This window comes from Flexivirga oryzae (genome assembly GCF_014190805.1).
GTDB classification, from domain to species: Bacteria; Actinomycetota; Actinomycetes; order Actinomycetales; family Dermatophilaceae; genus Flexivirga; species Flexivirga oryzae.
This window is the reverse complement of the sequence record NZ_JACHVQ010000001.1, coordinates 44,565-61,334: the sequence shown is the minus strand read 5'-3', so window position 1 is coordinate 61,334 and position 16,770 is coordinate 44,565. Positions and strand designations below refer to the sequence as shown.

Annotated in this window: 16 protein-coding genes; 7 read left to right on the top strand and 9 right to left on the bottom strand. The window is 68.9% G+C overall.

Annotated features, from left to right (window positions below; translation table 11 throughout):
• Nucleotides 1–56: 56 nt before the first annotated feature.
• Together FHU39_RS00285 and FHU39_RS23895 are read right to left on the bottom strand one after the other, a co-directional pair.
• Nucleotides 57–1,361: an MFS transporter gene (locus FHU39_RS00285; RefSeq protein WP_183317908.1), complete on the bottom strand. Its 1,305-nt coding sequence runs from the start codon at nucleotides 1,359–1,361 to the stop codon at nucleotides 57–59.
• On the bottom strand, nucleotides 1,361–1,972 hold the full coding sequence (locus FHU39_RS23895) for an ArsR/SmtB family transcription factor (RefSeq protein WP_183317905.1): 612 nt from the start codon (nucleotides 1,970–1,972) through the stop codon (nucleotides 1,361–1,363). Before FHU39_RS23895 ends, FHU39_RS00285 begins: the two co-directional genes overlap by 1 nt.
• A gap of 203 nt (nucleotides 1,973–2,175) precedes the next feature.
• On the opposite strand from FHU39_RS23895, the gene FHU39_RS00275 reads away from it, so the two are divergent.
• The gene (locus FHU39_RS00275) at nucleotides 2,176–3,513 is read left to right on the top strand and encodes a threonine/serine exporter family protein (RefSeq protein ID WP_183317903.1); all 1,338 of its coding nucleotides are present in this window, start codon (nucleotides 2,176–2,178) and stop codon (nucleotides 3,511–3,513) included.
• Nucleotides 3,514–3,664: 151 nt separating this feature from the next.
• On the opposite strand, the gene FHU39_RS00270 is transcribed toward FHU39_RS00275, so the two are convergent.
• Nucleotides 3,665–5,008, bottom strand: a complete 1,344-nt coding sequence (locus FHU39_RS00270; RefSeq protein WP_183317901.1) for a M16 family metallopeptidase — start codon at nucleotides 5,006–5,008, stop codon at nucleotides 3,665–3,667.
• Nucleotides 5,008–6,282, bottom strand: a complete 1,275-nt coding sequence (locus tag FHU39_RS00265) for a M16 family metallopeptidase (RefSeq protein ID WP_183317899.1) — start codon at nucleotides 6,280–6,282, stop codon at nucleotides 5,008–5,010. The genes FHU39_RS00270 and FHU39_RS00265 overlap by 1 nt, the downstream gene beginning before the upstream one ends.
• A gap of 153 nt (nucleotides 6,283–6,435) precedes the next feature.
• Here FHU39_RS00265 and FHU39_RS00260 point away from each other — a divergent pair, with 153 nt between their 5' ends.
• Nucleotides 6,436–6,660, top strand: coding sequence for a hypothetical protein (locus FHU39_RS00260; RefSeq protein ID WP_183317897.1), 225 nt, complete (start codon nucleotides 6,436–6,438; stop codon nucleotides 6,658–6,660).
• 55 nt (nucleotides 6,661–6,715) lie between these two features.
• Here the strand turns inward: FHU39_RS00260 and FHU39_RS00255 are convergent, their stop codons facing one another.
• Nucleotides 6,716–8,233 carry an NAD(P)/FAD-dependent oxidoreductase gene (locus tag FHU39_RS00255; RefSeq protein WP_246336119.1) on the bottom strand — a complete coding sequence of 506 codons (1,518 nt, stop codon included), beginning with the start codon at nucleotides 8,231–8,233 and terminating at the stop codon, nucleotides 6,716–6,718.
• Nucleotides 8,234–8,317: 84 nt separating this feature from the next.
• Here FHU39_RS00255 and FHU39_RS00250 point away from each other — a divergent pair, with 84 nt between their 5' ends.
• From FHU39_RS00250 to FHU39_RS00230, 5 genes are all read left to right on the top strand, one after another.
• Nucleotides 8,318–9,298 (top strand): FHA domain-containing protein, encoded by a 981-nt coding sequence (locus FHU39_RS00250; RefSeq protein WP_183317895.1) that lies wholly within the window; start codon nucleotides 8,318–8,320, stop codon nucleotides 9,296–9,298.
• Between the two features lie 95 nt (nucleotides 9,299–9,393).
• Nucleotides 9,394–12,057, top strand: a complete 2,664-nt coding sequence (locus FHU39_RS00245) for an FHA domain-containing protein (RefSeq protein ID WP_183320788.1) — start codon at nucleotides 9,394–9,396, stop codon at nucleotides 12,055–12,057.
• A gap of 6 nt (nucleotides 12,058–12,063) precedes the next feature.
• Entirely contained in the window at nucleotides 12,064–12,981 is a 918-nt protein-coding gene (locus FHU39_RS00240; RefSeq protein WP_183317893.1) for a phospholipid scramblase-related protein, read from the top strand.
• 115 nt (nucleotides 12,982–13,096) lie between these two features.
• A complete protein-coding gene (locus FHU39_RS00235; RefSeq protein ID WP_183317891.1) occupies nucleotides 13,097–13,330 on the top strand; it encodes a type II toxin-antitoxin system ParD family antitoxin in 234 nt (77 codons plus the stop codon).
• A gap of 46 nt (nucleotides 13,331–13,376) precedes the next feature.
• On the top strand, nucleotides 13,377–13,616 hold the full coding sequence (locus FHU39_RS00230) for a type II toxin-antitoxin system RelE/ParE family toxin (RefSeq protein WP_246336236.1): 240 nt from the start codon (nucleotides 13,377–13,379) through the stop codon (nucleotides 13,614–13,616).
• Between the two features lie 94 nt (nucleotides 13,617–13,710).
• Here FHU39_RS00230 and FHU39_RS00225 read toward each other — a convergent pair whose 3' ends face one another.
• Genes FHU39_RS00225 through FHU39_RS00210 form a run of 4 tightly spaced genes read right to left on the bottom strand, consistent with a single transcriptional unit; the run spans nucleotide 13,711 to nucleotide 16,647 of the window.
• Nucleotides 13,711–14,355 (bottom strand): GNAT family N-acetyltransferase, encoded by a 645-nt coding sequence (locus tag FHU39_RS00225; protein WP_183317889.1) that lies wholly within the window; start codon nucleotides 14,353–14,355, stop codon nucleotides 13,711–13,713.
• A gap of 9 nt (nucleotides 14,356–14,364) precedes the next feature.
• On the bottom strand, nucleotides 14,365–14,910 hold the full coding sequence (locus FHU39_RS00220; RefSeq protein ID WP_183317887.1) for a hypothetical protein: 546 nt from the start codon (nucleotides 14,908–14,910) through the stop codon (nucleotides 14,365–14,367).
• Between the two features lie 24 nt (nucleotides 14,911–14,934).
• On the bottom strand, nucleotides 14,935–15,744 hold the full coding sequence (locus FHU39_RS00215; RefSeq protein WP_183317885.1) for an ABC transporter permease: 810 nt from the start codon (nucleotides 15,742–15,744) through the stop codon (nucleotides 14,935–14,937).
• Nucleotides 15,745–16,647: an ABC transporter ATP-binding protein gene (locus tag FHU39_RS00210; protein WP_343065670.1), complete on the bottom strand. Its 903-nt coding sequence runs from the start codon at nucleotides 16,645–16,647 to the stop codon at nucleotides 15,745–15,747. It abuts the gene before it with no gap.
• Nucleotides 16,648–16,770 lie beyond the last annotated feature (123 nt).

Here is a 16,770-nt window from a genome sequence, read left to right as displayed (position 1 = left end):
CGGGACTCGGACCTCAGAACCCCCTTACCGACAGGCCCACAAAAGCACCGAAAGGCTCAACAAACCCGGCCCACAGCGCCCGGATTTGTGAGCCTTTCGAGCGTTGCTGGGCCTGTCGCGTCAGGCGGTGCCGGCTGCTTCTTGAAATCGCGGAAACTCTTGCGCAGCAACGGCATCAGCGCGACAGCGCCATACCCGATGCCGGCGGCCATGGTGGCCGCGCGCCAGCCGAGCAGGGCCGCGAGCCCGCCACCGAGCAGCCCGCCGAACGGGATCAGCGACCAGCACAACGAGGTCTTCAGCGCGCTCACCCTGCCGACGAGGTGCCGCGGGATGCGCTCGAACGACACCGCGCCGAGGATCGGGTTGCAGAAGCCGGAGACGAAGCCGACAGTCGCGAGGACCACGACCATCAGCCACACGGGAGTGTCGAAGGCGAAGATGGAGAAGCGCGGCAGACCCGCGAGCACGAACCCGATGACGTACACCGGCAGCCGGGGCAGCCTCTCCCCCACCGCCGCCGCGGTCAGCGCACCCACGATCGATGGTCCCGCCATCGCCGCCAGCACCAGCCCGACCGCGCCGGCGCCGTGTCCCGTGGCGTGCGCCCATACCGGCAACAGCACGGCCGTCCACGCCTGGTCGAGCACGTTGGTGAGCGAGACCATCACGGTGATGCCGACGAGCACCGAGTCGCCACGCAGGAAACGCCAGCCCTCGACGAGTTGCTGTGTGTATGACGCCTCAGCGTCATCCGAAACCGTCGAATCATCTTGTGATCCGACGTGTTTCGGGTTCGACAAGCCTCTGGAGATGCAGGCTGCCGCGACACCGAACGTCACGGCGTTGACGAGGAGCGCCTGCGGGGCTCCGATGACAGCGACAACGGCACCCGCAGCGGCGGCACCGACCGTGCCACCGAGGCGCTCGATCGCCCCCATGACGCCGGTGACCCGCTCCAAGGGGATCGCGCCGTGCTCCGCGACGGCGGGCACGAGCGATGACTTCGCACCGTCGGACGGCCCGCGCACCACACCCATCAGTGCCGCGATCGGGATCAGCCACGCGAGGTGCAGCATGCCGAGCGAGTGCAGCAGCGGGATGAGCCCGACGATCAGCACGCTGCACGAGTCAGCAGTGACCGCAACGGATTTCGCACCAACCCGATCAACGACCGGTCCACCGAGTGCCTTGGCGACGACATACGGAAGCATCTCTGCGAAGCCGACCACGCCGGTCCAGACGGCCGAGCCGGTAGTGGTCAGCACCAGCCAGGGCACGGCGATCTGCGACAACCGCGTGCCGGAGATGGAGAACGCCTCGGCGACAGCCAGGGCCGCGAACGGCCTGCGGTCACTCATCATTCGCCATCGCGGTGGGTCAGCGTTCCCGGGCGCGGGAACGTGTGGAACTGGAAGACGAACGGCACGGCATCCGCCGGCGCATCCTGCCGGTCCGGCGAGCTCTCAAGGGTTTCGGTCATGATCGCGTGGACCGCGTCCTTGACGCGGCGCACCTGGTCCTGGGTCAGGTAGAGGTTCCAGTCACTCGCACCGGCCAGGTCAGCCCACTCCTTCGGCAGCTCCGGGGCCTCGGCGGCGGCCTGCACGATCTGTTGCGCGGCCTGTTGTGCGACGACCGCGTGGTAGCCGCCCATCAACACGGCGCGCTCCGCGACGTCATCGATGTCCGAGGGTGCGGTCTCGGTCGACTCGTGCGCTGCCTTCCACCAGCGGTCCCGCTTGTTGCCGCGGCCGTGGTCCTCCACCACGAGGCCGGCCTCGGCGAGTTGGCGCAGGTGATAGCTGGTCGCGCCGGAGTTGAGGCCGAGTTGCGCGGCCAGCGACGACGCGGTCGCCGGACCGTCCAGCCGCAACCGGGTCAGCATCGTGAGGCGGACCGGATGCGCCATCGCCTTCAGCTGGGCCAGGTCCGGTCGGACCCGGTTGATCTCGCGCCGCTTGCTCGTCATACGAACAAGGTACACCGCAAATATCTCTTTGCAAAGATTCCTTTGCGAATTCGCCGACAGGACACCATCAACACCCACAGGACACAAAACTCCGGCCCAACGCGGGCTGGAACAGGCGGGTTTTGTGTCCGCTCGGTGCGTATGGTGTCCGCTCGGCGAGGAGGTGTGTGGGGCGTCGGGTCGATCCGCCACACTGGGCACCGATGACGACCGACGACTCCGATCCCAAGGACGCCTACCCCACGCTCGACCTCGCGCTCCGGGTCGGCGAGCTCCTGCTCTCCTCGGGCGCCGGCGCGGCCGACGTCACCGCGCAGATGCAGAACGTGTGCATCGCCTGCGGGCTGCGCGGCGTCACGACCGGGGTGACGTTCACCGAGTTGCAGCTCACCTATCAGGAGTCGCCGGACCGACCGGCGCTGATCCAGTTCCGCGACGTGCGGCAACGCGAGATCGACTACGAGGACCTCACCCGCGTCGACCTGCTCGTGCGGGCGCTGATCGCCGGCTCCGTCGACCGCGACGAGGCGCGCAGCAGACTCGCCCAGATCGTGTCCTCCGGACACGACCGCCGTCGTTCGATCGTCACACTCGGTTGGGGCGCCATGGGTTTCGGCGTCGGTCTGCTCCTGAACGGCACGCCGGTCGTCGTCGCAGCAGCCGTCGTGGGTGCGATCGGCATCGACGTGCTGCAGCGCTGGCTGACCCGCATGCGTCTGCCGTTCTTCTACCAGCAGGTCACCGGCGGTCTCTTCGCCACCCTGCTCGCGACGTTGGTCGTCGGAGCCGACCTCAGCTCCAGGCCCAGTCAGATCGTCGCCGCCGGCATCATCATGCTGCTGGCGGGGGTGAGTTTCATGGGTGCCGTCCAGGACGCTCTCACCGGTTTCCCGCTTACCGCAGCGGCACGGTGCATGGAGGCGACCCTCGCCACCGCGGGAGCCATCGCCGGAGTCAGCGGCGGGCTGACGATCGCCACGGCGTTCGGCGTCGAAGTCGTCAATCTGACACCCGGGGCCGCGCCGTACGGCTCCCCCGGAGAGATGGCGCTCGGCGGTGCGATCACCGCGAGCGCCTTCGCGTTCGCGTCCTACGCCCCTGTGCGTGCGCTGCTACCGAGCGCGGTGATCGGCGCGGTGTCGACCACCGCGTTCATGGTGAGCCATCGGGCCGGGCTCGGAGTCTCCTGGCCCTCGGCGATCGCCGCGGTCATCGTCGGTCTGATCAGCTTCACGATCGCCTCCCGCGTTCGGGTACCCACCCTCGTCTTCGTCGTCGCCGGCGTCGTACCGCTGCTGCCGGGTCTGTCGATCTACCGTGGCCTGGCGCACCTCTCCGCGGAGGCGCCGGGCGGGCTCATCGAGTTGGTCAACGCGGGCGTCATCCTGCTGGCGCTCGCCGCCGGCGTGATCTTCGGTGAGTATGTCGCCCAGCCGGTCCGCCGCGAAGGGCGCCGGCTGGAGCGCAAGCTGTCCGGGCCGCGCCTGGTCGGGCCGCTCACCGTGCGATCGGTGCGGCGGCGCAGGAAGAAGGCCGTCTGACGGGCGCGGGGACCTCGATCGGCCCTCCGCAGGCTCCGGGCCACTCGGCCACCGCGGCCTCACGACCCGGGTTTGGCTCCGGCCACCGCGGCCTCACCAGCCGACCACCGCGGCTACAGGCCCCGGCCACCGCGGCTCTGGGCCACCGTGGCTACACCACCTCGACGTCGCCGATGCCCAGCGCACGAATCCCGTCCGCGTGCGCCTCGGCATCCCCGACCAGCACGACCGTGCGTGGCTCGTCGGCCCACTTCGCCCACGCCGCATCGAGGTCGCCGGCCGTCAGCGCCGCCAGCTGCGAGAGGTATGACGACACGAATTCGGTGCCCAGTCCGACCGATTCGAGCACGAGTGCCTCATCCGCGACGGCATCCGCGGTCGCGTACCGCGCCGGGGCCGTCTTGCCGATGTAGTCGGTGGCAGCGCGCGTCTCCTCGTCGGTGAACCCCTTCGACGCATCCTGCAGGATCTCCAGCGTCAGCCGGGTCGCCTCCACGGTCACGTCGCTGCGCACCGAGCCCGACACGATGAACGTCCCGCCCACGTCACGCGGCCGGAACCCCGCACGGAAGCCGTAGGTGTAGCCCTTCTCCTCCCGCAGCACCGCGTCCAGCCGGGCGTTCGGCGAGCCACCGACCGCGAAACCCAGGACGGGGTATGGCGCCCACCCGCCGTCCACGGTGCGATCGGGGCCGAACGACCCGAGGTAGAGCTCGGTCTGGACAGCGCCGGGACGGTGCACGAAGCGGACCCGAGCCGGTCCACCAGCGACGATCGCGACCGGCGAATCATCCTGCGGTGCAACGCCGTCCACCCGCCAGGTGCCGAGGGTGGCGTCGAGGTCGCGCAGTGCTTGTGCTTCGTCGAGTTCACCGGCGATCACGACGGTCGCGTCGTCCGGCCGGACCCATTGCGCATGGAACCGCGCACAGTCCTCGGGGGTGATCCGGGCGACCGTCTCGGTCGTGCCGCCGGCCGGACGGGCGGCCCGCGACCGCTGGTCGTAGAACGTCGCAGCCCATTCCTTGGTCGCTCGCGCCTCGGGTGATGCGGCCTCGTGCTCGATCTCGGAGAGCCGCTGGCGGACGTGCCGGGTCACCTCCTGCTCGGGGAACGCGGGTTCACTGAGGCATTCGGTCACCAGCGCCCACCCTTGCGCGGCTCTGCTTGCGGTGGCGTCGGTTTCGAGGGTGAGGCCGCGCGCGCCATACCCTGCGCCGTAGGCGATCCCGCTGAGTTCGAACAGCTCGGCCATCTCGTCGGCGGTGTGGCTGCCGGTGCCCTCGTCCATCGTGCGGGCGACCATCGTGGCGACGCCCTCCAGCTCACGAGGTTCGACGGCCAGCGGCGTCGGCACCAGCAGCCGGGTCGAGGTGATGTGTTGGCCCGGGCGGTTGTAGAGCAGCACCCGGATGCCGTTGCCGAGGCGGTGTTCGGTGGCGGCCGGGAACTGCCACGGGGAAGCGAGCGGCACGGTCGGACGTGGCTGCACCATCACTTCGTCTCCTTCCGGTAGACGACCGTCGCGGCCGACGCAGGGTCCAGGTGGGTCGCAGCGGACTTCGCGATGTCCTCGGCCGTCACTTTCGCCACGTCATCCAGGTAGGTGTTCAGGTGCTCCGGATCGTCGTACAGCAATGTGCTCCCGCTGATCACGTCGGCGCGCTCGCCGGGCTGGGCCAGGCTCTGCAGCCACCAGCGTTCGACGTCGGCGACGACCGCAGCGACTTCGCTCTCGGTCGGAGGCTCGGCGGCCAGCCGTAGCAGTTCTTCGCCGACCGTGTCCTCGACCCGGGAGGTCTCGACCCCGTCGCTCAGGTCCAGGATCAGCGCCCCCATCGAGGTGCCGTCCACCCGGGCGCCGGCGTTGCGCGACACATGGGTCACCAACTGGTCGCGGCGCACCAGCCGCCGGTAGAGCCGCGACGTCGCCAGCCCGGCCAGCACGTCGAAGCCCAGATCGGCGTGCACGAAGTCCTGGGTGCCGCCGACCGGGAGCCGGAAGCCGAGGTAGAGACGATCGGAGGGCACGTCGTCGGTGCGCTCGAAGCGGCCCGGGTCGGTCATCGGCGGCAGCGGGTCCGCGAGCGCCTGGCCCGGGGGCTGCCCCGGGTTGGTGAGCTCGTCGAAATACTTTGCCACCAGGGCGAATCCGTCGTCCGGCTCGATATCGCCCACCAGCGTGACGACGGTGTTGTCGGGCCGGTAGTGCGCGCTGTAGAAGTCCCGCGCGTCGGTGAGCGACGCGGCGTCGAGGTCCTCCATCGACCCGATCGTCGTGTGGTGGTATGGGTGGCCGTCCGGGAACACCAGGGCCGTCAGCTCCGCGAACGCCGTACCGTACGGCACGTTGTCGTAGCGCTGGCGCTTCTCCTCCTTGACCACGTCGCGCTGGTTGTCGAGGTTCTCCTGGGTGAGCGCGGGCAGCAGCCGCCCCTGCCGGTCCGCTTCCAGCCAGAGGGCCAGCTCCAGCGCGCCGGTCGGCACGACCTCGAAGTAGTTCGTCCGATCCACCCAGGTCGTCGCGTTGAGCTGGGCGCCCTGCGCCAGCAACGCGGCGAAGTGCTCGCCCTCCACGACGTTCTCCGAGCCCTGGAACATCAGATGCTCGAAGAGGTGCGCGAGGCCGGTGCGTCCCGGCCGCTCGTGACGCGAGCCGACGCCGACCCAGATATTGACCGCCACGGTGGGCACGGAGTGGTCGGTGGAGACAACCACCCGCAGACCGTTGTCGAGACGGTGCGTCGCTATCGGGTAATGAGGCCGCATGTCGGCTCACGATACGGAACCCGGTCGGCTGTGCACCTGCTGGGATTCACCGGCGGGGTCTTGCCAGCACCCCCGGCACGCGCGACGATCACGAATGGCCCGACCCGCACCCGGGTGGCCAGCAACCGATCCCAACCCTTCGGAGGTAAGCCCATGGCAGTTTCGGTCAATCTCGCCAAGAAGCTCGACAAGGAGTACGAGGACAAGACGCTCAAGGAGATCCTCGACGCGCCGGTCGACGCGCTCGCCGGTCTCACCCCGCGTCACACCGAGGCGCTGAAGGACCTGCTCGGCATCAAGACGGTGCGCGATCTGGGGAGGAACAAGTACTTCGCGACCGCCGGTGTGCTCGTCGCCCTGGAGGGCCACGAGGGCTGATCCCCTGCAGAGACGTCGACGCAGGGCCGCACCGGTGCGGCCCTGCGTCAGTCGGTCACCCTTCGGCGACCTCTGCCTTCGCCTCCGTATGGCGCGCGGGCACCGGCCGCCCGGCACCCATCTCCACCCGGGGTTGGTACTCGGCACCCAGCTTGTCCAACGCACCGCGCGCGAAGAGCTGCTGTTGCGTGGCGGTCCGCTCCCCTCGTGAGCGGCCGAGGAATGACACCGCCCAGTGGAAGAACGTGGTGATCTGGCTCTTGAAGCCGATGATGTACCACAGGTGCACGGCCAGCCACATGACCCAGGCGAGGAAGCCCGACATACGCAGCTTGCCGACGCTGGCCACCGCGCTGAACCGCGAGATCGTGGCCATCGAACCCTTGTCGAAGTAGTGGAACCGCTGATCGGTGGGCTCGCCCTTGAGCCGGTGCAGGATCTGCTTCGCCGCGAACTTCCCACCCTGGATGGCGACCTGCGCCACCCCCGGAAGGTTGTCGAGGCTGATCATGTCGCCCACGACGAACACGTTCGGGTGTCCGGGCAACGTCAGGTCGGGGTTGACCTTGAGCCGACCCGACCGGTCCAGCTCCGTGCCGGTCTGCTCGCTGAGCGTCTTGCCGAGACTGCTCGCCTGGACTCCGGCGGCCCACACCTTGGTCAGCGCGGGCACCCGCTCGGTGCTGCCGTCCTTGGTGCGGTATTCGATGCCGTTGGCGTCGACGTCGGTGACCATCGCTCCGAGGCGGACGTCGATGCCCATCGACTCCAGCCGCCGCTGGGCCTTCTTGCCCAGCCGCGTTCCGAAGCCGCCCAGCACCTGGTCGGCGCCGTCGAGCAGGATGATGTGGGCGTTCTCCGAGGCGATGTGCCGGAAGTCGCGCGGCAGGGTGCGCGCGGACAGTTCGGCGATCTGACCGGCCATCTCGACACCGGTCGGACCGGCTCCGACGACGACGAAGGTCATCAGCCGCGGCAGGTCCTCGGTCCGCCCCGACGCCGCTGCGAGCTCAGCGAGTTCGAAGGCCCCGAAGATGCGGGCGCGCAGCTCGAGTGCGTCGTCGATGCTCTTCATACCGGGCGCGAACTCGGCGAACTCGTCGTGCCCGAAGTAGGACTGACCGGCTCCGGCCGCGACGATCAGCGAGTCGTAGTCGTACGTCGTCTCGATGGTGAGGGTGTTGGCGGTGACGGTCTGCTCGGCCAGGTTGATGTCGTGCACCGTGCCGAACGCCACCTCGACGTTCTTCTGCTTGGCCAGCACTTCACGGGCCGCCGGCGCGATCAGTCCTTCGGACAGGATGCCGGTCGCGACCTGGTAGAGCAGCGGCTGGAAGAGGTGGTAGCCGGTCGACGAGATCAGCGTGACGTCGACGTCCTCACCGTCGAACTTGCGGGCCGCGAAGAGCCCGCCGAAGCCTGAGCCGATGATCACCACTCTCGGGCGCCCGGTGTTCACGTGGCCGTGCGCGGGGTCTTGTGTGGTGGTCGGGGTCGTGGCGGAGTCGGTCATCGGCACCTTCCTGTTGTCGACGGGGTACGACAGTGCCCTCGTGAATGGCTCCTCACTCATCGAGGTTAGTCGATGGTTTCGGGCCGACTTCGCGCGCGGGTTACCCTATTGACGGCGTGCTCTTTTCTCATATCGGAGGCCTTGATGAGCAATCCCTACGACCCCCCGCAGAACCAGCAGCAGTGGGGCCAGCCGGCATACCCCCAGCAGGGGCAGGGGTATGACGCGGGCGCGTCGCAGCAGGGAGGACCCTCCCAGGGTCAGCAGCAGAACCAGCAGCAGTGGGGGCGTCCGGCCCCGCAGGGTGGCGGCCAGTGGGGCAACGACCAGGGTGCGCAGTCCTGGCAGCAGCCGCCGGCGCCCGCAGGGCCGGCGCAGATCGACTGGAACGCCAACCCGCCCCAGCCCGGGCAGGCCGCCTGGCAGGGCCCGGACCCGTACCGCCAGCCCCCGGCCCCGCAGCCCGACGCCCCCTCCGAGCCCGCGCCGGCACAGGACGAGCCCTGGGTCGCCACGGGTTCGGCACAGACCGCGCAGGAGGTCGCCGACCAGTGGCAGTCCGCGCAGCCTCCGGCACCCGCCGCCGAACGCCAGCAACAGCCGACCGCCGACCCCTACCAGCCGCCGCAGCCGCAGCAGCGCCAGGAGCCCGCGCCCGAGCCGCAGCAGTACCAACCACCGACACCCGAGCCGCAGCAGCAACAACCGCCGACACCCGAGCCACAGTCCTACCAGCCGCCGGCACCCGAGCCACAGCAGCAACAACCACAGCAACAGCAGTGGCCGTCGTATGACGCGCCCGGCCAGAGCCCGTCGATCAACGAGGCCGCGACCGTGACGACTCCCGCTGTCGCAGACCCCGCGGCGCAGCAGGAGGAGCCGGAGGCGCTGACGATCGGCCGCGGGCGCGACAACTCCATCGTGCTCGACGACATGCTGGTCTCGCGCCAGCACGTGCGGATCACCGCCGACGCCGACGGTCTCGTCCTGGAAGATCTGGGCAGCCGCAACGGAACCTACGTCAACGGACGGCGCGTCGAACGCACGCACCTCTCGGAGGGAGATCGCATCGGCATCGGCGCGGCAACCTTCGAGGTACGCGACGGGTGGCTGCTCAACGTCTGAGTGACCGGCCCTTTCGCTATGGTGCTGGCAGTCACGGAAGCAGGGAAGGGCCGCAGCGTCGCTGCGCCGCATCGAATTAGCAGGGGGCAGCAGCTATCGCTACCAACTTCGCCGTCAGGGTCACGTGCGAGGGTCGGACCGTCTCACTGGAGACGGGCCAGACCATCGTCGTCGGCCGGGGACTCGACTGTGACCTGGTGATCACCGACGCGCTCGCGTCGCGCCGGCACGCAGAACTGCACCTGGAGGGCACCCAACTCACCGTCACCGACCTGGGCAGCTCCAACGGCACCTACCTCGACGGGGCGCGGATGAGCGCGCCGATGGCGGTGGGTCCGGGCAGCACCCTGCGCATCGGTGGGGCCGCGGGCCCGGAGGTGCGCTTCGAGGCCGCCCCGCGCGGCGCCGCGGTGCGCACCCCGCAGGCCGGGGCAGAGCGCCGGTTGCCGTCCTCGTCACCGGCGTCCGCGTCACAAGCGTCCGCGGCGCCCGCGTCACAGGCGGACAGCAGCGCCGGCCAGCCGGTGTCGGCACACGCCGGCAGCACCAGCCAGCCGCTGCCCACCCGCGCAGCCGGCGTAGGTCAGCCCGCGACGGCGCACGCCGGCACCAGCCAGCCGCTGCCGACCCGCGCCAAGAAGCAGCGGGTGGCGCTGCCCAGTGCGCCCAGCCACACCGGTGTGGTGTTCGACCGCTACTCCCTGCCGAGCGGACCGATCGAACAACGGGCACCTGTTTCCTCCTCCGGACACGCCACCGTGACCGGCTCCGTACCGCAGGTGATGCCGGTCGACACCGGAACCTCCGGGGGCCGGGGTGGCGGGGCGATCACCATCGGCCGCGGCCTGGAGAACCAGATCGTCCTGGACGACCTGCTCGTCTCCCGCCAGCACGCGCGACTGGTCCCGTCGCAGGGCGGCTTCGACGTGCAGGACCTCGGCAGCCGCAACGGCACCTACGTCAACGGCCAACGCGTCACCGGCGCGCACCTCGGCGAGGGCGACCTGCTGGCCGTGGGTCACTCCCGCTTCACCGTCCGCCAGGGCCAACTGGTCGCCAGCGTCGACGAAGGTGACGTCAACTTCGTCGCCAACCACCTCAGCTTCACCCTGCCGGACGGCAAGAAGCTGCTGGACGACGTGTCGTTCGCCCTGGAAGGCTCCAGCCTGCTGGCGATCATCGGCCCGTCCGGCGCCGGCAAGTCGACGATGCTCAAGGCGCTCATCGGTTCGCAGCCGGCCACCGAGGGCGAGGTCTACTACGACGGTCGAGACCTCTACCAGAACTTCCAGGATCTGCGGCACCGCATCGGTGTCGTCCCCCAGGACGACGTCGTGCACCGGCAGCTGACCGTGCAGCAGGCGTTGCGGTTCGCCGCCGAGCTGCGTTTCCCCGACGACCTGCCCGCCGAGCTGCGCAACCGGCGGGTCGACGAGGTCATGGCCGAGCTCGGCCTCACCGAGCACGCACACACCCGGGTCGACAAGCTGTCCGGTGGCCAGCGCAAGCGCACCTCGGTGGCGCTGGAGCTGCTCACCCAGCCGTCCCTGCTGTTCCTGGACGAGCCGACGTCGGGTCTGGACCCGGGCCTGGACAAGCAGGTCATGCAGACGCTGCGGCAGCTGGCCGACGGCGGCCGCACCGTCGGTGTCATCACGCACAGCGTCGCCAACCTGAACGTCTGCGACAAGGTGCTGTTGCTGGCACCGGGCGGCAAGGTCGCCTACTTCGGCCCGCCGAACGAGTTGTTGTCCTTCTTCGGCGCCGGTGACTTCGCCGACGTCTTCACCTCGGTCAGCAACGACCCGGAGGGCGCGCAGCGGCGCTTCAAGGAGTCGCCGCTGGAGGACGAGCAGGTCGAGGGCCCGCTCAGCGCGCCGCGCCGCGAGCCGCCGCCGCTGGAGAAGCCGCCGCGGCAGCAGAGCATCCCGTCGCAGCTGTCGACGCTGGCCCGGCGACACGTGCGCGTCATACTCGCCGACCGCGGCTATTCGATCTTCATGCTGCTGTTGCCGATCGCTCTCGCCCTCGTGGCGATGCTGGTGCCGGGCAGTTACGGCCTCAAGCAACAGCCGCCCATCGGCACCGCCCCCGGCGACGTGCACTTCCACACCACCGAGCCGCTGCAACTGCTGGTGTTCCTGATCATCGGTGCCGTGTTCATGGGCACCGCGGCCACCATCCGGGAGTTGGTCGGCGAACGGGCGATCTACCACAGGGAGAAGGCCGTCGGCCTATCACCGCAGGCTTATCTCGCGGGCAAGCTGACCATCTTCGGCGTGCTCAACCTGCTGCAGTCGATCCTGATGGTGGGCCTGGTCAGCATCCGTAAGCCGATGCCCGACAGCGCCATACTCCTCGGCTCGCCGATGCTCGAGATCATCCTGTGCTGCTGGCTGACCGCGTTCGCCGCGGCGTCCCTCGGCCTGCTGCTGTCCAGCGTCGTGAAGACCTCCGAGCAGGCGATGCCGGCCCTGGTCATCTCGATCATGGCCCAGCTCGCCCTGTGTGGTGGCCTGTTCCCGGTCAACGGCCGGGTCGGGCTGGAGCAGCTGTCCTGGTTGACCCCGGCCCGGTGGGGGTTCGCCGGCACCGCGGCCACCACCGATGTGACGAAAATCCTTGCGTCGCAGACCGATCCGCTGTGGAAGCACTCCGCAGGCGTGTTCATCCTGGAGCTCGTCATGATGCTCGTGCTCGCGGCCCTGTATGCCGCGTTCACGCAGTGGCGACTCACCCGCAAGACGACCGAGGGGTAGACCACCATGTCTTCGCAGCCACCCACGACACCACCCGGTTGGTATGCCGACCCGTCCGACAACCGCATGGTGCGGTGGTGGGACGGTGCCCAGTGGACCGAGCACCAGCAGCCGAATCCGCAGGCGCAGCAAGGACAACAGCCCCAGCAGAGCCAGGGCTACCCGTCCGGGCAGCAGGGCCAGGCGTACCCGTCCGGGCAGCAGGCCCAGCAACAGCAGCCGAATCCGCAGCCGCAACAAGGCAACCGGCACGGTTTCAGCCAGGGGTACGGCGACCAGAGCTTCGGCGGCGCGGTCAACGGTCCCGTGGGCGGGACGGTGAGCGATGCTGGCCGGAACGTCTTCACCGAGAGCGTGCTGGTGGTCAGCCAGAAGCGGAAGCTGATCGAGCTGACCAACGAATACATGGTCTACGGCCAGGACGGGGCCGAGATCGGTGCCGTCGTGGAGGTCGGGCAGAGCACGGCCCGCAAGGCGTTGCGGTTCGTCAGCAACCTCGACCAGTTCCTCACCCACCGGCTGGAGGTCCGCGACACGACGGGCCGTCCGCTGCTGGTGCTGACCCGACCGGGCAAGGTGTTCAAGTCGACCATCGTGGTCTCGGCGCCGAACGGCGCGGAGATCGGCCGGCTGGTGCAGCAGAACGTCTTCGGCAAGATCCGCTTCGGCCTGCAGGCCGGCGGGCAGGACGTCGGCACCCTCAACGCCGAGAACTGGCGGGCCTGGAACTTCGCGCTGCTGGACGGCCAGGGCACCGAGGTCGGCCGGATCACCAAGACCTGGGAAGGGCTGCTGACCACGATGTTCACCACCGCGGACAACTACGTGGTGCACATCCGGCACGACCTGCCCGACCCGCTGCGGTCACTGGCGGTCGCGGCAGCCCTCACGGTCGACACCGCGCTCAAACAGGACGACCGCTGACCCGACCGCGCTCTGACCTCCCGGTTCAACCGTGAGTGAGCCATCGCCTGCCGTGGAAGGCGTCTCATGAGACTTCGCCCGATCCGGAATTACCAATAGTTGGTATGTTTGCCGCATGGCGCAGAACACCTCTATCAGCCTCGACGACCACTTCGCGCGATTTCTGTCCGCGCAGGTCGCATCCGGTCGGTACCGCTCCTCCAGCGAGGTCGTCCGCGCCGGCCTGCGGCTGCTGGAGGAGCACGAGGCGCAACTGGCCGGGTTGCGCGCCGCCCTGGTCGCCGGCGAGAACAGCGGCGAGGCCGTGCCGTTCGACTTCGACACGTTCGTCGCCTCGAAGAAGCAGTGAAGGCCTATCGGCTCACACCGGCGGCCCAGCGCGATCTGTCGGAGATCTGGACTTCACCGAGGGGCGCTGGGACATCGGGCAGGCCGAGAAATACAGCACCGAGATCCGGGCTGCCATCGAACGGATCGCCACCGACCCGGAGCGTGGCCGAACCTGCGACGAGATCCGCGAGGGATACCGGCGCTACGGCATCGGTAGCCACCCGGTGTTCTACGTCGAGACAGCCACCAGCGTCGACATCATCCGCATCCTGCACCAGCGCATGGACCCGACCCGACACCTCTGATGCCGAGGCGCTGGTGGTGGCTGGGCCGAAGGCTTACCGAACAGGCCACAAGCCATCGATGTCGTTTGCGCAGCCACCGGTCGAAGCAGTCGGGTCACAGCCGCTGCAGGAGCGTCCGGCACGGTTCGACGCCACGAAGTCGGATGTTGTCGCGGCGTTGTGCTGCCCACGTGTCCCGGGTCAGTCGCCACCGGTTCATCAGGGCAGGTTCACCGCCTCGTGTTGCCCACTCCACCCCGTTGGACTCGTAACCGAGATCGCGGGAAATAGCGTTGGAGCCGTGGTTGTCGACAAATGCCTCACTGCTCGCCTCGGTGGCGGCGAGCCCGTCGAAGGCCAGTTGTAAGGCGCCAGAACGCATTTCGCGACCGATCCCTCGCCGGCGGTGGTCGGCCGACACCCATGAGAAGGTCGCGACGGTGCCGAAGGTCGTGAAGTTCACGCCGATGATGTCTTGCATGCCGATCGGTTCGTCGTCGACCACGACGACGAAGAAGAGCCGCCACGACTGCGCGTTGAGCATTCCTCGCCCTCGCCAGATCGCTTGCAACCACTTGGCCACTCGCAGGTCCGGGTCCGGCTCGTAGAACGACATCGGGTCGTCATACGGTGCGGGGTCGGCCGATGCCTTGCCGGCACGCACGACGTGAGCAAGTTCTTCCAACAGTTCGTCGGTCGCAGCACGCAACCGCAACATCGGCGTCTCGACACTCACATCGAGGAAGGGATATGTCGTCATCGCGAACGCTCAGGAGAAGATCCCACCGAGGACGAGAAGCGGACCCACCCGGCATCCGGTGCTGAATCCGCCCTCATGACCCGGGGTTCCGATGACCGCACCGAAGCCCACGATCATCGCCTCGTCGAGCGGGTCCAGCGGGCCGGCGACCTCCATCGTGAAGCCGAGGTCGGCGAAGCTGGGGCGGCGACCGTTCCACACGTGCTGCCAGTTCTTGTGCAGGGTCGCGATCTGCTGACCGTCGCGTTCGACGACCGACCGGCGGTCCGAGGTCGGCAGGTAACGGTAGTGCCGGCCGCCGAGCGTGACCTCCCGTCGGGCCGAGACCCGGCGGAACGGTGCGTCCTTCGCCGTCTTGCTCGTGACACTCTCCCCCCATGGTGTCTCGATCAGGCACGGACCGTCGCGCGTGATCCTGCCTTTGCGGTCCGGGTTCCACACGGCCTTGCCACTCGTCGTCGTGTCGGTGATCCGCAGGTGACTCTGCCCCTGCGGGTCGAACACCTCGACCGCACCGTTCACGACAGCGGTGTGCCAGTTACTCCTCGTCCCCATGGCAGGACAGGGTAGCCGCATCCCTCAACTGGTGATGTCCTTGCCGTCGAAGCGCGCCCAGGCCAGCAGCAGGCAGACCACGATGTAGCCGATCGTGACGAGCACGCCGTCGCGCACGGTGCCGAAGTCCGCCGGGTTGCGCATCAGATCGGCGAACCCGTCCCACCGGTCCACCAGCAGCCACGGGTGCAGCCAGGAGATCTGCGGGATCGCGTCCAGCACCCACATCGTCGCGGTGACGATCATCAGCGCGACGGTCGCCGCGATCGGTTGCTCGGTGAGCGTGGAGATGAACAGGCCGAGTGCGCCCAGCGCGCACAGGCCGAAGGCGACATACGCGGCGGAGATCAGCAGCCGCCACAGGCCCGCGCCGAGCGGGATCTGGTCCCCCGACAACGTCGTCAGTGGTCCGGTGCCGAACAGGAGTATGCCGGCCACCGCGCCCGCGACCGCCACTGTGAGGGTTGCGATGAACGAGCCCGCAACGATGCCAAGGTATTTCACGATGAGCACGCGTGTCCGGCCCGCAGGGACGGTCAGCAGGTAACGCAGCGTCCCGGAGTGTGCTTCGCCGGCGATCGCGTCACCGGAAACCATCGCGATGGCGAGCGGGAAGAACAGTGTCAGCTCGAAGGTCAGCGCCGCGAACGCGAGGAAGACGCCGTTGCCGACGATGTCGTCGATGAAGCCCGGCGGGCCGTCTCCGCGCGGGTTGCTCTCGGTGAGGCGGACCGCGACACCCAGGATCACCGGCATCGCGGCGAGCACCACCAGGCCGGCCTGGTTGCGCCGCCGGCCCATGATCAGCCGCAGCTCGGAGCGGAAGAAGCGCATCTAGCCCCGCACCTCGAATCCTTCACCGGTGAGCGAGACGTACAGGTCCTCCAGGCTCGGCCGGTCGATCGCGAAGCGGCGCAGCCGGACCCCCGCGCGAGCCAAGGCGGCCGAGATGTCCTCGGGCAAAACGTCTCCCGGTGCGGCGGTGACGATCTCACCGTCGACGCGCACCTGGTCCAGACCGTGGCGCGTCAGCACATCGGCGGCCGGCCCTGGGTCAGGGGTGTGCACGGTCAGCTGGGCGGTCTGGGTCGATCGGAGCTCCTCGATGCTCCCCTGCGCGACGAGCCGCCCGGCCCGCATCACACCGATGTGCGAGCAGATCTGCTGTATCTCGGCCAGCAGGTGGCTGGAGATGAGGACGGTGATGCCGTCGGCCGCGAGGCTGCCGACCAGGTGGCGCACTTCCCTGGTGCCCTGCGGGTCGAGCCCGTTGGTCGGTTCGTCGAGCACCAGGAGGTCACGGGGTGCGAGTAACGCGGCGGCGATCGCGAGGCGCTGCTTCATCCCGAGCGAATACGCCCGGAAGCGTTTGTTCGCAGCAGGTTTCAACCCAACCCGGTCCAGTGCACTGTCGATCCGCTGCTCGCTGGTGGCGGCGTCGGACCGGGCGTCGGCGGCGTCGAGCCGGCGGAGGTTGGCCAGCCCGGACAGGTGCGCGTGGAAGGCGGGTCCTTCAATCAGGGAGCCGACCCGATGCAGCGCAGTGGTGAGTCCGTCCGGCATGTGGTGGCCCAGCACGTCGTGGTCACCGGCCGTCGGGGTGACCAGCCCCAGCAGCATCCGGATGGTGGTCGTCTTACCAGACCCGTTCGGCCCGAGGAAGCCGTAGACGCTGCCGGTCGGCACCCGCATGTCGAGCCCGTCGACAGCGGACTGGGAGCCGAATACCTTTGTCAAACCGCGCGTTTCGATCGCGTACCGCTCTCTCGGAGCCAGCGCGGGACCTCGATGCGCGGCTCGTCCCTCGCCGCTTACTCGGCCACCGCCACTCGCGGACTCAGCCGAGGCTCGTCCCTCGCC

Excerpts from the sequence above, each read along its gene's own strand:
- FHU39_RS00285 (WP_183317908.1), bottom strand. The coding sequence starts at position 1,361 with ATGAGTGACCGCAGGCCGTTCGCGGCCCTGGCTGTCGCCGAGGCGTTC.
- FHU39_RS23895 (WP_183317905.1), bottom strand. The coding sequence starts at position 1,972 with ATGACGAGCAAGCGGCGCGAGATCAACCGGGTCCGACCGGACCTGGCC.
- FHU39_RS00275 (WP_183317903.1), top strand. The coding sequence starts at position 2,176 with ATGACGACCGACGACTCCGATCCCAAGGACGCCTACCCCACGCTCGAC.
- FHU39_RS00270 (WP_183317901.1), bottom strand. The coding sequence starts at position 5,008 with ATGGTGCAGCCACGTCCGACCGTGCCGCTCGCTTCCCCGTGGCAGTTC.
- FHU39_RS00265 (WP_183317899.1), bottom strand. The coding sequence starts at position 6,282 with ATGCGGCCTCATTACCCGATAGCGACGCACCGTCTCGACAACGGTCTG.
- FHU39_RS00260 (WP_183317897.1), top strand. The coding sequence starts at position 6,436 with ATGGCAGTTTCGGTCAATCTCGCCAAGAAGCTCGACAAGGAGTACGAG.
- FHU39_RS00255 (WP_246336119.1), bottom strand. The coding sequence starts at position 8,233 with ATGAGTGAGGAGCCATTCACGAGGGCACTGTCGTACCCCGTCGACAAC.
- FHU39_RS00250 (WP_183317895.1), top strand. The coding sequence starts at position 8,318 with ATGAGCAATCCCTACGACCCCCCGCAGAACCAGCAGCAGTGGGGCCAG.
- FHU39_RS00240 (WP_183317893.1), top strand. The coding sequence starts at position 12,064 with ATGTCTTCGCAGCCACCCACGACACCACCCGGTTGGTATGCCGACCCG.
- FHU39_RS00235 (WP_183317891.1), top strand. The coding sequence starts at position 13,097 with ATGGCGCAGAACACCTCTATCAGCCTCGACGACCACTTCGCGCGATTT.
- FHU39_RS00225 (WP_183317889.1), bottom strand. The coding sequence starts at position 14,355 with ATGACGACATATCCCTTCCTCGATGTGAGTGTCGAGACGCCGATGTTG.
- FHU39_RS00220 (WP_183317887.1), bottom strand. The coding sequence starts at position 14,910 with ATGGGGACGAGGAGTAACTGGCACACCGCTGTCGTGAACGGTGCGGTC.
- FHU39_RS00215 (WP_183317885.1), bottom strand. The coding sequence starts at position 15,744 with ATGCGCTTCTTCCGCTCCGAGCTGCGGCTGATCATGGGCCGGCGGCGC.